Raw genomic sequence first — 13,577 nt, 5'->3', positions numbered from 1 at the left:
ATGGCCGGCCGCCCGGTGCCGGTGGCGCACGTGGTCGCGCCCTGGGTGCGGACCCGGCTGCGGGCCGCGCCCGGCGCCGCCGCCGCGCTCGCGCTGCTGGTCGCGCTGACCGCGTGCCTGGCCGGCGCCTACCCGCGCGCCGTGGACCGCTACGAGGACGCGGGCCTGGGGCGGGCGCTCCGGCAGGCCCGCCCCGAGCACACCACCGTACGGCTGTCCGCGCCCCAGCCCGACCTCGGCCTGCCGCCCGAGCGGCGCGCCGGGGCGATGCGCCCCGCCACGCTGGAACGGCAGTACGAGAAGGTGCTCGGCGCGGTCGGCAGCCCGCTCACCGTGGACCGCGCCCAGTCCGCGTACGGCGTCGCCGGCACCGTCACCCCGGCGGTGCCCGAACCGTGGCTGCCCCGGCCGACCGGGCTGCCCGCCCGTGTCTCGCTGACCGCGCAGAGCGGCCTCGCCGAGCACGCGCGCGTGCGCGCCGGGCGGCTGCCACGCGCCGCGCACCCGGTCGACGGCACCACCCCCGAGGTGGAGGCCGCGGTGACCGCCGCCACCGCCAGGAGCCTGCACATCAAGGTGGGTTCGGTCATCCACGTACCGGCACCGGGCCGCCGGCCGCTCGCCGTCCGGGTCACCGGCATCCTCGTCCCGCGCGACCCCGACGGCGCCTACTGGTCCACCGTCCCGCTGCTGCGCACCCCGACCCTGGTGACCCTGCCCGACCCCGGCCCGGACCCGGACAAGTACTGGCTCGGTGCGCTGCTGCTCGCCCCGGAGGCGGCCCCCGCCCTGCTGGGCACCGGCACCGACCCGGCCCGCTACTGGCACCTCGCCCCCGACCTGCGCGGCCTGCACGCCCACGACCTGGACCGGCTGAAACCGGCCGTCGCCGCCCTGGAGTCCGGGCCCGCGCTGCAACGCGCCCGCGCCCTGACCGACTACGGCGCCGACATCAACACCGACCTGGACGACACCCTCGCCGCCTTCTCCCGGCTGCGCTCCGGCATCGCCCCGCTGGTCGCCGTGGCCGCCGCGGGCACCGCGACGGTCGCCGTCGTCGTCCTGCTCATGACCGGCGCCCTGGCCGCCGACCGGCGCCGCGCCGAACTCGCCCTGCTGCGCGCCCGCGGTGCCTCCCTGACCGGCCTCGCCGGGCGGCTGCTGGCCGAGACGGCCGTGGTCGCCGTACCGGCCGGCGCGCTCGGCATGGCCGCGTCCCTGCTCGCGGTCCCCGCCGGCCGTGTCACCCCCGCCGTCCTCGCCGCCCTGGCCGTCACCCTCACCGCCTGCGCCGCCCTGCCCCTGCGCGCCGCCCTCGCGCACCGCACGGTACGGCTGACGGCCCCGCGCGAGGACGCCGCCTCGGTACGGCCCTCCCGGCGCCGCACGGTCGCCGAACTGACCCTGCTGGTGCTGGCCGCCGGGGCGGTGGCGACGCTGCGCCGGCGCGGCACGACCGGTGACCAGCTGGTGGCGGTCGCCCCGGTGCTGGTCGGCGTGATCGCCGCGCTGCTGCTGCTCCGCCTCTACCCGCTGCTGCTGCGCCGCCTGTCCGGGCCCGCCGGACGGCTGCGCGGCGCGGTCGGCCACCTTTCCCTGGCCCGCGCGGGCCGCACCCAGGCCTCCGCGGTGCTCCCGCTGCTCGCCCTGCTGACCGCGCTGACCACGGCGGCGTTCGGCGGCTCGGTGCTGGCCGGGGTGGCCGAGGCCCGGGACCGGGCGGCCCTGCTCACCGTCGGCGCCGACGCCCGCGCGGACGCGGGCGCGCCCCTGCCGGCCGGCGCCCCCGAGCGGGTCCGCTCGGTCCCCGGGGTGCGCGCGGTGACCGCCGTCGGCATCTCCTACCAGGCCAAGCCGGAGGACGGCCAGGACGAGGTACCCCTGCTGGGCGTGGACCCGCGCGGCTACGCCGAGCTGACGGCCCGCACCGCCCTGGGCCCTTTCCCCCCGGACCGCCTGACCGGGCGCCCCTCCCGCCCCCTCCCCGCCCTCGCCTCCCCCTCCGTGGCCTCCGCGTACGGCACCCGGCGGCCCTTCCCGGTCCGGCTGGAGGACGGCAGCGCGGTCACCGTCCGCATCGTCCTGGTCCGCGACCGGACCCCCGCCGTCTCCGGCGCCGACTTCCTCCTCGTCGACCGCGCCGGCCTCCCGGCCGCGGCGAGCCGTCCCACGACCCTGCTGCTGACCGGCGACCACCTGGACGCGGGCGCGCTACGGCACGCCGTCGGCGCTACGGCCACCGTCCGGATCCGGGCCGAGGAACGCGCCCGGTACGCCGACTCGCCCCTCCAGTCCGGCGCCGAGCACGTGTACACGGCGGCCGTCGCCACCGGGGCCGGCTTCGCCGTCCTGGCCCTGCTGCTGTCGCTGTTCCGCGCGGCCCCCGAACGCGCCGCGCTGCTGGCCCGCCTCCGCACGATGGGCCTCACCCGCGCCGAGTCCCGCCGCCTGCTGGTCCTCGAATCCCTCCCCCAGGCCGTCCTCGCGGCCGCCGGCGGCACCCTGACCGGCTGGTCAGCGATCACCCTCCTCTCCCCCGGCATCGACCTCACCACCATCGCCCTCCCCTCCCTCTCATCCCCCTCGCCCCCCGCCGCCCTCCACCCCGACACCTGGTCGCTCCTCGTCCCGGCCCTGGTGGTGGTCGCGGTGGCGGTGGGAGTGGCAGCCCTCCAGGCGTGGTGGACGGGGAGACGGGGCTCGGTGACGGAACTCAGGGCGGGGGACGGCCGATGACACCAGGAGACGAGATGACCACCGATCCGAGCCTCACGGAGCTGGCGAACCGGGTGACCGAGGCCAGGGCGAACCCCGCCTACGGCCACGACGCCCTGATCACCTGCGACCGCCTCGTCCGCATCTTCACCGCGGACGGCATAGAGGTCCAAGCCCTCCAGGGCCTGGACCTCCTCGTCCGCGAGGGCGAACTCATGGCCCTGGTAGGCGCGTCGGGCAGCGGCAAGTCCACCCTCATGAACATCCTCGCCGGCCTGGACACCCCCACCGCCGGCGCGGCCCGCGTCGCCGGCCGCGACCTGCTCACCATGACCGCCGCAGACCGCCTCGCCTACCGCAGGGAAGTCGTCGGCTTCGTCTGGCAGCAGACCGCCCGCAACCTCCTGCCCTACCTCACCGCGGCCCAGAACGTCGCCCTCCCCCTCCAGCTGGCCGGCACCCGCAAGGGCCGCCGCGCCCGCACCGAACGCGCCCTGGAACTCCTGGACCTGCTCCAGGTGGCCGACTGCCGCGACCGCCACCCCCGGCAGATGTCCGGCGGCCAGCAGCAGCGCGTGGCGATCGCGGTGGCCCTCGCGAACGACCCGGCGGTGCTGCTCGCCGACGAACCCACCGGCGAACTCGACTCCCAGACGGCCGCCCAGATCTTCGACGCGTTCCGCACGGCCAACGAGACCCTCGGCACGACGATCGTCATCGTCACCCACGACCAGGCGGTGGCGAGCGAGGTCCGCCGTACGGTGGCGATCCGTGACGGCCGTACCTCCACCGAGGTGCTGCGGCGCAGCGAGATCGACGCGGCGACCGGCCATGAGACGGTCGTGGCCCGCGAGTACGCCATGCTCGACCGCGCCGGCCGCCTCCAGCTGCCCGCCGACTACCTCCGCGCGCTGGACATGCGCGACCGCGTGGCCCTGGAACTGGAGTCCGACCACATCGGCGTATGGCCGGACGACACGCGGTGAAGTGAGCGCGCTCAGCGCACGCTGAGCCCGAAGGACCCGAGCCCTGCTTCCCGTACGGCCACGGAACCGTACGGCGTACGCAGCCGCAGCCACGCCCCCGAGGAGAACAGCCCGGTCTCGTCCGGCCCGGTCCCGGGCCGCAGGAAGCCCAGCGACTGGGCGGCGTGCACGGCCCGCACCGGCAGCCGGGTGCCCCTGATCTGCCGGGACCAGATGTCCCGCCCGATCCGGTCCAGCTCCGCGCGGGTACGGCCCTCGGGCGCCAGCTCCTCGGTGCGCGAGCGGAACTCGGCCACCGCCGCGGCGACCGTGGCGCGCAGCGCGTCCGGCGCCGGCAGCCCCGGCTCGGGACGCCAGCCTGTCCGCGGCGGCAGCACCCCGGCCCACGGCGGTCCGGTGACCGCGCCCGGGACGGCGGCGGTGGCCGCCCGCTCGTCCACGGATTCCAGGAACTCGCCGGCGGAGACGGTCACGTCGAGGGTGACGTCGAGTCCGTCCTCGTACGGCTTCGCCAGCCGCACCGCGCGGACGGCCAGCACCTCGAAGGACGGCGGCCGGCCGAAGACGGCGAGGGCGGTGCCGGCCGCCTGCAGCCGCACCGCGGCCCCACGGTCGTAGTGGAGCAGCCGGGAGAGGAAGGCCGCGAGGTCCGCGGCCTCCGTCTCGTCGGCCAGGTGCAGCACGGTCATGCCGCGACGGCCTCCTCGTCGGCCGTGTCCCGGTACTCCTCGAGGAACTCGCGCTCCTCGGCGGTGATCCGGCGCGGCCGCTGGGCGTCGAAGTCGAACGGGACGATGACCGTCGACGCCCGCACGTACACGAGATCGCCGTCCTTCACCTCGTAGGCGAGGGTGAAGGACGCGGCCCTGATCTCGGTGACCCACAGCTCGATGTCGACCGGGTGGTGCCGGTGGACGAGCTGCCGCTTGTAGTCGATCTCGTGGCGCGCCACCACGGACCCCTGCTGGAAATCCTTGTCCGGGCGGAACAGGAAGTCGATCCGCGCTTCCTCCAGGTAGCGGAGGAACACCACGTTGTTGACGTGGCCGTACGCGTCCATGTCCGCCCAGCGCAGCGGGCAGCGGTAGATGTGGCGCAAGGTGCGATCAGCCCCGGGTCAGCTTCTTGTAGGTGGCGCGGTGCGGACGCGCGGCGTCCGGGCCGAGCCGCTCGATCTTGTTCTTCTCGTACGACTCGAAGTTGCCCTCGAACCAGAACCACTTGGAGTCACCCTCGTAGGCGAGGATGTGCGTGGCGACGCGGTCCAGGAACCACCGGTCGTGGGAGACGACGACGGCGCAGCCGGGGAAGTCCAGCAGGGCGTTCTCCAGGCTGGAGAGCGTCTCGACGTCGAGGTCGTTGGTGGGCTCGTCGAGGAGCAGCAGGTTGCCGCCCTGCTTCAGGGTCAGCGCCAGGTTGAGGCGGTTGCGCTCACCGCCGGAGAGGACACCGGCCGGCTTCTGCTGGTCCGGGCCCTTGAACCCGAAGGCCGACACATACGCGCGGGACGGCATCTCGACCTGGCCGACGTTGATGTAGTCGAGCCCGTCGGAGACGACCTCCCACAGCGTCTTCTTCGGGTCGATGTTCTCGCGGCTCTGGTCGACGTAGGAGATCTTGACGGTGTCGCCGACCTTGATGCTGCCGGAGTCCGGCTCCTCCAGGCCCTGGATCATCTTGAACAGGGTGGTCTTGCCGGCGCCGTTCGGGCCGATCACGCCGACGATGCCGTTGCGCGGCAGCGTGAAGCTGAGGTTGTCGACCAGGACCTTCTCACCGAAGGCCTTGTTGAGCTGGTCGACCTCGACCACGACGTTGCCCAGGCGCGGGCCCGGCGGGATCTGGATCTCCTCGAAGTCCAGCTTCCGCATCTTCTCGGCCTCGGCGGCCATCTCCTCGTACCGCGCGAGACGGGCCTTGGACTTGGCCTGCCGCCCCTTGGCGTTGGAGCGGACCCACTCCAGCTCTTCCTTGAGGCGCTTCTGCCGCTTGGCGTCCTTCTGGCCCTCGACCTTGAGACGGGTGGCCTTGGTCTCCAGGTACGTGGAGTAGTTGCCCTCGTACGGGTAGGCGCGGCCGCGGTCCAGCTCGAGGATCCACTGGGCCACGTTGTCCAGGAAGTACCGGTCGTGGGTGATGGCCACGACGGTGCCCGGGTACTTGGCCAGGTGCTGCTCCAGCCAGTTCACCGACTCGGCGTCGAGGTGGTTGGTGGGCTCGTCGAGCAGCAGCAGGTCGGGCTGCTCCAGCAGCAGCTTGCACAGCGCGACGCGGCGCTTCTCACCACCGGAGAGGTTGGTGACGGGCCAGTCGCCGGGCGGGCAGCCCAGCGCGTCCATGGCCTGCTCCAGCTGAGCGTCCAGGTCCCACGCGTTCGCGTGGTCCAGCTCCTCCTGCAGCTTGCCCATCTCGTCGAGCAGCGCGTCCGAGTAGTCGGTGGCCATCAGCTCGGCGATCTCGTTGAACCGGTCGAGCTTGCCCTTGATCTCGGCGACACCCTCCTGGACGTTCTCCAGGACGGTCTTCTCCTCGTTCAGCGGCGGCTCCTGGAGCAGGATGCCCACGCTGTAGCCCGGCGACAGGAAGGCGTCACCGTTCGACGGCTGCTGCAGTCCGGCCATGATCTGCAGGACGGTCGACTTACCGGCACCGTTCGGTCCGACGACGCCGATCTTCGCACCGGGCAGGAAGCTCAGGGTGACGTCGTCGAGGATCACCTTGTCGCCGTGCGCTTTGCGCGCCTTGCGCATGGTGTAGATGTACTCAGCCAAGAGAAACCGTCCGGCAACTTGAAATCTGGCAGTGGGCAGATACACCCCATCTTGCCTGACTGCGCCCCCTGGGTGGTAACCCGTTCGGTCGGACCCCGCTGACCTGGGCCTTCCTCGTGGTGCCGCACGGCCGGGGGCGGGGCCGGCCAGGTTTGGCGGAAACGAGCCGTTGCCCCCTTGCGGCCCGCCGCGCAGCCTGGAACCGCGGTCGCGGGAGCGCTCCCATGACCGCCTCGACCCCACAGTGAACGACTCCCCCACAGGAAGATCTTCGCCATGCATTGTCATGAGCATGTATACACGCGTACGGGCTTACGCCGCCTGGCGCTCGTGCTGGGCACTCTCGTCGCGGTCCTGGTCAGCCTGATCACCTGGGGCGGTACGGCCTCCGCCCACGGCTCGGTCGTCGACCCGGCCTCGCGCAACTACGGCTGCTGGCAGCGCTGGGGCAGCGACTTCCAGAACCCGGCGATGGCGGAGCTGGACCCCATGTGCTGGCAGGCGTGGCAGGCCAACCCCAACGCCATGTGGAACTGGAACGGCCTGTACCGCAACGGCTCCGCCGGCAACTTCCCCGCCGTCGTCCCCGACGGACAGCTGTGCAGCGGCGGCCACACCGAGGGCGGTCGCTACAACTCCCTGGACGCCGTCGGCCCCTGGAAGACCACGGACATCGGCGCCGACTTCACCGTCAAGCTGTACGACCAGGCCAGCCACGGCGCCGACTACTTCCTCGTCTACGTCACCCGGCAGGGCTTCGACCCCACCACCCAGCCGCTGACCTGGAAAGACCTGCAACTGGTCGCCCGCACCGGCAAGTACGCCCCGAGCCAGAACTACTCGATCCCCGTGAGCACCTCCGGCTACACCGGCCGTCACGTCGTCTACACCATCTGGCAGGCCTCGCACATGGACCAGACGTACTTCCTGTGCAGTGACGTGAACTTCCGCTGATCCGCGCTCACCGCCCACCCCGGCCCACCGGGCGCGGCCCCGCCCCCCGCCGGGCCGCGCCCGCCTCCGACTGGGAGCGCTCCCGGTATCACCCGCCTGGCTTCCCCTCAGGAGGCGCACATGTCCCCCCTGCTCGCACGCTGCCCGCGATGGATCCGCGGACCCGGGACAGCAGTCGCGGCCGCCTTCGCGCTGGCCGTGTCACTCCTCGTCGCCGCCCCCGCCGCCGGCAGCTCCGGCACCGCCCCCGGCTGCCGCGTCGACCACACCGTCAACGAGTGGGCCGGCGGCTACACCGCCCAGGTCCGTGTCACCAACCTCGGCGCCGCGCTGAACGGCTGGCGGCTGACCTGGACCTACGGCGGCGACCAGCACGTCACCTCCGCCTGGAACGCCACCGTCACCCAGACCGGCCGCTCCGTGACCGCCGTCAGCACCGACTGGAACGCCGCCCTGGCCGGCGGGGCTAGCACCGACTTCGGCCTGCAGGGGACCTGGCAGTCCGCCGACCCCGCGCCCACCGACTTCAGCCTGAACGGCGTGCCCTGCACCGGGGACGGCACCGTCCCCCCGAGCACACCCCCCACCACGCCTGCTCCCACCCCCACGCCCGCCGGCTGCGGCGATGCCGTCCTCTGCACCGACTTCGAGGACCAGACCGGCACCTCCCCGTCCGGCGGCTGGCGGTTCACCGCGCCCGACTGCCAGGGCACGGGCACGGCCGCCGTGGACACGGCCGTCGCGCACAGCGGCACGAGGTCACTGCGGGTGGACGGACGGGCCGGCTACTGCAACCACGCCTTCGTCGCCGCCACCGCCGACCTGTCGTCGGTCGGCCCGGTGCTGTACGTCCGCCTGTGGGTCCGGCACACCACCGCGCTCCCGTCCTCCCACGTCACCTTCGTGTCGATGCCGGACACCTCCCAGGGCGGCCGGGCGCTGCGGGTCGGCGGGCAGAACGGCGCCCTGCAGTGGAACCGGGAGAGCGACGACGCCACCCTGCCCGCGCAGAGCCCGGCCGGGGTCGCGCTGAGCAGGCCGCTTCCGACGGGCAGTTGGCAGTGCCTGCGGTTCGCCGTCGACACCTCGGCGCCCGGGCTGGACACCTGGCTCGGCGACGAGCAGGTGCCCGGCCTGCACGCCGACGGGGTTCCGACGCAGGACGTCGACCAGCAGTGGCTCTCCCGGACCGTGCCGCCCCGGCCGACCGCGCTGCGGCTCGGCTGGGAGAGCTACGGCACCGGCGACGACACCCTGTGGTTCGACGACGTGGCCGCCGCCTCCGCACCGATCGGCTGCTGACCGGCCGCTCACGCGCCGGGAGGCGTCTCCTTCCGGCGGAGCACCACCAGAACCGCGCCGCCGATCACCACCAGGCCGATGGCCACGCCCGCGATCAGGGGGGTGATGGCGGAGCCGCCGGTGTCGGCCAGGTTGGTGTCGGGAACCGTGCCGCCGCCGACCGTGGCGGGGCTGGGCTCGTTGCGGAGCTGGGCGGTCTCCGTGGTGATCGTGCCCTGGGTCTTGCAGTCCAGGACGCCGGTGAAGCGGTGGCTGAAGCCGTGCGGGCCGGTGATCGTGAAGTCGTAGCCCTGGTCCTCCTGGAGCGGCACGGTCACCGTGCGGGACGCGCCCGCGGGGATCGTGTGCTCGGCGCCCATCAGCCGGAAGGTGAACGGCTCGTCGCCCTTGTTGACCGCGGTGATGTCCACGCCGCCCTCGGCGCAGTTCTTGCGGGCGGAGACCGCCGGTATGGCGCCCTCGGCCGCCCAGCCGGCCGTCGCGGTCGCGGAGACCGTGGACTCGCTGGAGCCCGCCAGGATCTGGGTCTGGCTGCGGCTCTCGGAGGCGAAGGCCCGGCCCACCGGCACGGTGGTCGACGCCTGCACCGTCAGCTCGGCCGTACCGTCCGCGGCGTCCTCGGGGACGTCGAAGTACAGCCGGCTGCCGTCCTTCGCCGAGGTGATCACCTTGCCGGTCCTGTCGATGATCCGCAGCCCGCTGGTGGCCGCGTCCGCCGGCGGGCTCACGGTGACCGCGCCCGCGTTGGTGTGCACGGTCACCGGTCCGAGCAGGTCGCCCGGCCGGCCGGAGACGGCGGGCGGGTCCAGGGTGAGCGAGGCCTGCGGTTCGGCGACGCTCCGGGCGCTCTTCTCCAGGTAGTCGGCGAGCTTCTCGGCCTGCGGGTCCACGGCGTCGACCTTCGCGCCGTCGGAGTAGCGCCAGATGGCCACCTGGGTCCCGGCCGCCGCGTCCTGCTCGGTCAGTCCGCTCGTGCCCGCCCGCCGGGCGAGTGCGGCGAGGTCGTTGACCTGCGGGTAGGAGTTCTGCAGGATCCAGCGGATCCGGCCCGCGTCCTTGTTGGTGCCCAGCGAGGTGCCGCTCCAGGGCGTCTCCTGGTATCGGGCGTCCCGCTGGGTCGGGTTGTGCAGGTCCACGCAGTACGTCTGCAGGGTGCCGCCGCCGTCCACGGACATCTCGAACAGGCCCGCGGACACCCGCTGGTCGCCGCCGTCCTCGTGGATCACGGCCTCGCCGTAGGTCTTCAGACCGTTGATCGTGGCCGTGGCCCCGCCCTGCGTCTGCGGTCTGCCCTCCGCCAGGGCCGTACCGGCGCCGGAGAGCACGCCGGCGGCCACGAGGCCGGACACCGTGGCGGCGGTGGCCAGGCGGGCCGGTCCGGTGGACCGGCGGATCCCAGAGAGCGCAGCAAGCACAGAATTCCCCTTCGAGCAGGACCCGTTGGACGTGGGGGACGGTCCCACCAGCAGAATCGGCAGCCCCTAGGGGCACGCCCGGCATCCTATGGATCAGCCGGAGCCTCACCCGCCGGTCGGATCATCCGATGGCCGATCCGATCCGCAATCGTTATCGCCGGGACCGCCCTTGAGCTGGCCATATCGACAAATCCACCGGTTCGTACGGCGTGTTCACCCGGAGGGCCGCCGCCGCAGCGGCGGCCTCCGCCGCCGCGACGCGCGCGGCCTGGGCCTGACGTCACGTCACCGCCACTACCGCCTCCGCCTGTTGCCGCGCCTGCGCGTCCTGCGGGTCGTCGGGTCGCGGTGTCTCCCAGTTCGGCTCGGGCCGGGCCGCCGTCGGTGGCGCCTCGGGCCTGACCGCGCGCTGGAAGATCGCCGTACCGCGCGACAGGTCGTGGCCGATCGCCACGGCGTCGATGTCGGCGGAGGCCCACTGCTGCTGCCCCTCCCGCACCTCCGTGCGCACCTTCAGCCGGCCCTGCACGACGACCGGCTGGCCCACCTCGACGCACGCGGCCACGTTGGTCGCGAGCTGCCGGTTCGCCCACACGGTGAAGAAGTTGGTGTGCCCGTCCGTCCACACGCTGCGCTCCCGGTCCCAGTAGCGCGCGGTCACCGCCAGCCGGAACCGGGCCGACGGCCCCGCCGCCACCTCGCGGTACACCGGCTGGGTCGCCACGTTGCCCACCACACAGACGATGGTCTCGTTCATCTCCTCGCTCCCCTCCCCCGCCCGTCCCCTTGCGGCCGGGCGGACACGCGTACGGGCCCGTCCCGTACGGCTGCGTCTGCCGTGCGGCGCGTACGGCGTGCCGTACGCGCCCGCACCTGCCCGCGACCGCCCGCACCGCCCGCCGTCTCTCCGGCCGGACCCGCCGTGCGATCGCCGTGACCTCAGACTGCCTCCGCCGGGCCGAGCCCGCTGAGCGCTGTGGACCACCCCCCGCCTGTGGAAAACTCCGCCACCCGTTCGGGTGACTCGGCGTCCCCGCACCCCTCACCCGCCCGCCCCCGACGGCCCCTCAGCCCACTCCGGCCCCGCTCCGCACGACCCGGCCGTACTGCTCCCGCACCTCCCGGTACCGCAACAGTTCCGACGCCACCGGATCGAGCACCCGGGCCCGGCCGCAGCTCGCCGCCGCCTCCCGCAACCGCCGTTCCGCCTCCTGGCCGTAGCGCCGTGCGGGCCCCCGTGCCGCCATCCGGCAGGCCCACTCCACCAGCGGCCCGCCGATGATCCCGCACACCATCAGCAGCACCGGAACCCCCAGGTTGGGTGCCATCAGCCCGGCGATCTGCCCCGCCAGCCACGCGCCGCCCGCGACCTGCAGCAGCGTCATCGCCGCCTGGACCAGGACGGCCACCGGCCACCAGCCCGGCCGCGGCGGGCGTCCCGTCGGTCCCCCGGCCCGCGCCGCCAGCTCGTCCAGGGCCTCGGACAGCCCCTGGGAGCCGCGTACGGCGGCCTCGCGCACCGCCTGCGCCCAGGGCAAGGGCAGCCCCGCCGAGGCCCGGTCGGACACCGTACGGACCGCCTGTTCGACACGCTGGCGGGCCGTGGCCTCCTCGTCGGCCTGGGCGCGTACCTGGTGCCGGCCCGTCGTGGACTCGCCTCGGCCCTGGTACCAGCGCCACAGCCGCAGCCAGGGCGTGCCGCAGGCCCGGTTGGCGTTGCGCAGCCAGGCGCGTTCGGCGGCCTCGCCCGCCGCGGTGGCGCCCACCGCGTCCGCGAGCCGCGCGGCGAACTCCTCGCGCGCCTCCTCGCTCAGGCCGATCCGCCGACCGGTGGCGTAGACGGGCCGCAGCTCGGTCGCGGCGGCGTCCACGTCGGCCGACACGCGGCGGGCCGCCGCGCCGCGCTCCGCCACGAACTGGCCGAGCGCCTCACGCAGGTCGCCCACACCCTCGCCGGTGAGCGCGGACAGCGCGAGCACGGTGGCGCCCGGTTCGCCGTACTCGCCGAGCGCGATGCCGTCCTCGTCGAGCAGCCGCCGCAGGTCGTCCAGGACCTGGTGGGCGGCGTCCCCGGGCAGCCGGTCCACCTGGTTGAGGACGACGAACATGACCTCCGCGTGGCCGGCCATCGGCCGCAGATAGCGCTCGTGCAGGATGGCGTCGGCGTACTTCTCGGGGTCGACCACCCAGATCACCGCGTCGACCAGCTTCAGGATCCGGTCGACCTGTTCGCGGTGCTGTACGGCGGCGGAGTCGTGGTCGGGCAGGTCGACCAGGACCAGCCCGCGCAGCTGCCCCTCGGTGTCCGGGCCGTGCAGCGGGCGGCGGCGCAGCCGGCCCGGGATGCCCAGCCGGTCGATGAGGCCGGCCGCGCCGTCGCTCCAGCTGCACGCGATGGGCGCGGCCGTGGTCGGCCGTCGTACGCCGGTCTCCGAGATGGGGACGCCGGCGAGCGCGTTGAACAGCTGGGACTTGCCGCTGCCGGTGGCGCCGGCGAGGGCGACGACGGTGTGCCGGCCGGAGAGCTTGCGGCGCGCGGCGGCCTCGTCCAGGACACGGCCCGCCTCGGCAAGGGTGCGGCTGTCCAGGCGGGTGCGGGAGAGTCCGACGAGTTCGCGCAGGGCGTCCAGGCGGGAGCGCAGCGGGCCGTCGTACGCCAGCGGGGCCGGGGTGTGGCTGCCGGGCCCGCGGTGCGCCGGCTCCGCGGCGGAGGCGCGCTCGGCGGCGAGGGCGGCGGCGCTGGCCTCGGTGACGCGGCGCGCGATGAGACCGTCGTCCCAGGCCTCCGCGGAGGCGTCGGCGTCGGCCTCGGTGCCGGACTTGGGCGGCGTGGCGTCGGGACCGGGCTTGGAAGACGTGGCGCCGGAGCCGGCGGCCGGCTTGGAGGACGTCGCATGGGCACCGGCCGCCGCCTTGGAAGGCGTGGGATGGGGACCGGCGGCCGGCTTGGGGGCTGTGGCGTCGGGGCCGGCGGAGTGGCCTGGCTTGGGAGGCGTGGCGTCGGCCGCGAGGCGGGGTTTCTTCGGTGAGTGGGTGTGCGGCCGGGGGACGGAGACACCGCCGGCCTCCTCGGCGCCGTGCCCGCGCGCGGGGTGATCGCGTTCGGCGTCGGGGCCGGTTTTCTCGTCCTTCACGCGCGCTAGGCGCCCGCCGACGGCGTCCGTGCCCGCGGCTTCGCCCGCGTCCCCGCCCCCGTCGCCCTTCTCCTTCTCCCCGTCCTCGGAGAGAGCGGCCTGGTCCTCGCCGCGCTCCCCGTTCTTCAAGAGGTTCGACCGCGCGTGCTCGATACCCCTGTCGTCACCGCTCTCGCCCCTGTCACCGGTGTTGCCGGCCTGGTCGCTGCCCTGCTTGCTGCCCTGGTTGCTGCCCTGGTCGATGCGCCTCATGTGCTCGGTGTGATCCGTGTGGTCCTGGTCAGTGACGGCGGTCACCGG

The 13,577-nt window shown here is 74.1% G+C and carries 10 protein-coding genes; 4 read left to right on the top strand and 6 right to left on the bottom strand.

What is annotated here, in order from left to right:
* Positions 1–2,736: an FtsX-like permease family protein gene (locus ACZ4U1_RS07500; RefSeq protein WP_467900775.1), complete on the top strand. Its 2,736-nt coding sequence runs from the start codon at positions 1–3 to the stop codon at positions 2,734–2,736.
* A 14-nt stretch (positions 2,737–2,750) separates the two neighbouring features.
* The gene (locus tag ACZ4U1_RS07495) at positions 2,751–3,701 is read left to right on the top strand and encodes an ABC transporter ATP-binding protein (RefSeq protein ID WP_467900773.1); all 951 of its coding nucleotides are present in this window, start codon (positions 2,751–2,753) and stop codon (positions 3,699–3,701) included.
* Between the two features lie 11 nt (positions 3,702–3,712).
* Here the strand turns inward: ACZ4U1_RS07495 and ACZ4U1_RS07490 are convergent, their stop codons facing one another.
* From ACZ4U1_RS07490 to ettA, 3 genes are read right to left on the bottom strand one after another with little or no spacing between them, the layout of a single operon-like run.
* Positions 3,713–4,390 carry a DUF8185 domain-containing protein gene (locus ACZ4U1_RS07490; protein WP_467900771.1) on the bottom strand — a complete coding sequence of 226 codons (678 nt, stop codon included), beginning with the start codon at positions 4,388–4,390 and terminating at the stop codon, positions 3,713–3,715.
* Positions 4,387–4,800, bottom strand: a complete 414-nt coding sequence (locus ACZ4U1_RS07485) for an acyl-CoA thioesterase (protein ID WP_467900769.1) — start codon at positions 4,798–4,800, stop codon at positions 4,387–4,389. The genes ACZ4U1_RS07490 and ACZ4U1_RS07485 overlap by 4 nt, the downstream gene beginning before the upstream one ends.
* Positions 4,801–4,807: 7 nt before the next feature.
* Complete coding sequence (ettA, locus tag ACZ4U1_RS07480) at positions 4,808–6,472, bottom strand: energy-dependent translational throttle protein EttA (protein WP_467900767.1); 1,665 nt, start codon at positions 6,470–6,472, stop codon at positions 4,808–4,810.
* A gap of 276 nt (positions 6,473–6,748) precedes the next feature.
* Here ettA and ACZ4U1_RS07475 point away from each other — a divergent pair, with 276 nt between their 5' ends.
* The gene (locus ACZ4U1_RS07475; RefSeq protein ID WP_467900765.1) at positions 6,749–7,426 is read left to right on the top strand and encodes a lytic polysaccharide monooxygenase auxiliary activity family 9 protein; all 678 of its coding nucleotides are present in this window, start codon (positions 6,749–6,751) and stop codon (positions 7,424–7,426) included.
* Between the two features lie 120 nt (positions 7,427–7,546).
* On the top strand, positions 7,547–8,728 hold the full coding sequence (locus ACZ4U1_RS07470; protein ID WP_467900762.1) for a cellulose-binding domain-containing protein: 1,182 nt from the start codon (positions 7,547–7,549) through the stop codon (positions 8,726–8,728).
* Between the two features lie 8 nt (positions 8,729–8,736).
* Here ACZ4U1_RS07470 and ACZ4U1_RS07465 read toward each other — a convergent pair whose 3' ends face one another.
* The 3 genes from ACZ4U1_RS07465 to ACZ4U1_RS07455 all read right to left on the bottom strand — a co-directional run bounded on the left by ACZ4U1_RS07465 (position 8,737) and on the right by ACZ4U1_RS07455 (position 13,574).
* Positions 8,737–10,095, bottom strand: a complete 1,359-nt coding sequence (locus tag ACZ4U1_RS07465) for a Cys-Gln thioester bond-forming surface protein (protein ID WP_467901454.1) — start codon at positions 10,093–10,095, stop codon at positions 8,737–8,739.
* A 328-nt stretch (positions 10,096–10,423) separates the two neighbouring features.
* Positions 10,424–10,900: a single-stranded DNA-binding protein gene (locus ACZ4U1_RS07460; protein WP_467900759.1), complete on the bottom strand. Its 477-nt coding sequence runs from the start codon at positions 10,898–10,900 to the stop codon at positions 10,424–10,426.
* Positions 10,901–11,210: 310 nt separating this feature from the next.
* Entirely contained in the window at positions 11,211–13,574 is a 2,364-nt protein-coding gene (locus ACZ4U1_RS07455) for a GTPase (protein WP_467900757.1), read from the bottom strand.
* Positions 13,575–13,577 lie beyond the last annotated feature (3 nt).

The organism is Streptomyces sp. NPDC028928 (genome assembly GCF_055564915.1).
This window is presented reverse-complemented; position numbering and strand designations above follow the sequence as displayed.

Coding starts and splice junctions, on each gene's coding strand:
- ACZ4U1_RS07500 (WP_467900775.1), top strand. CDS start 1: ATGGCCGGCCGCCCGGTGCCGGTGGCGCACGTGGTCGCGCCCTGGGTG.
- ACZ4U1_RS07495 (WP_467900773.1), top strand. CDS start 2,751: ATGACCACCGATCCGAGCCTCACGGAGCTGGCGAACCGGGTGACCGAG.
- ACZ4U1_RS07490 (WP_467900771.1), bottom strand. CDS start 4,390: ATGACCGTGCTGCACCTGGCCGACGAGACGGAGGCCGCGGACCTCGCG.
- ACZ4U1_RS07475 (WP_467900765.1), top strand. CDS start 6,749: ATGCATTGTCATGAGCATGTATACACGCGTACGGGCTTACGCCGCCTG.
- ACZ4U1_RS07470 (WP_467900762.1), top strand. CDS start 7,547: ATGTCCCCCCTGCTCGCACGCTGCCCGCGATGGATCCGCGGACCCGGG.
- ACZ4U1_RS07460 (WP_467900759.1), bottom strand. CDS start 10,900: ATGAACGAGACCATCGTCTGTGTGGTGGGCAACGTGGCGACCCAGCCG.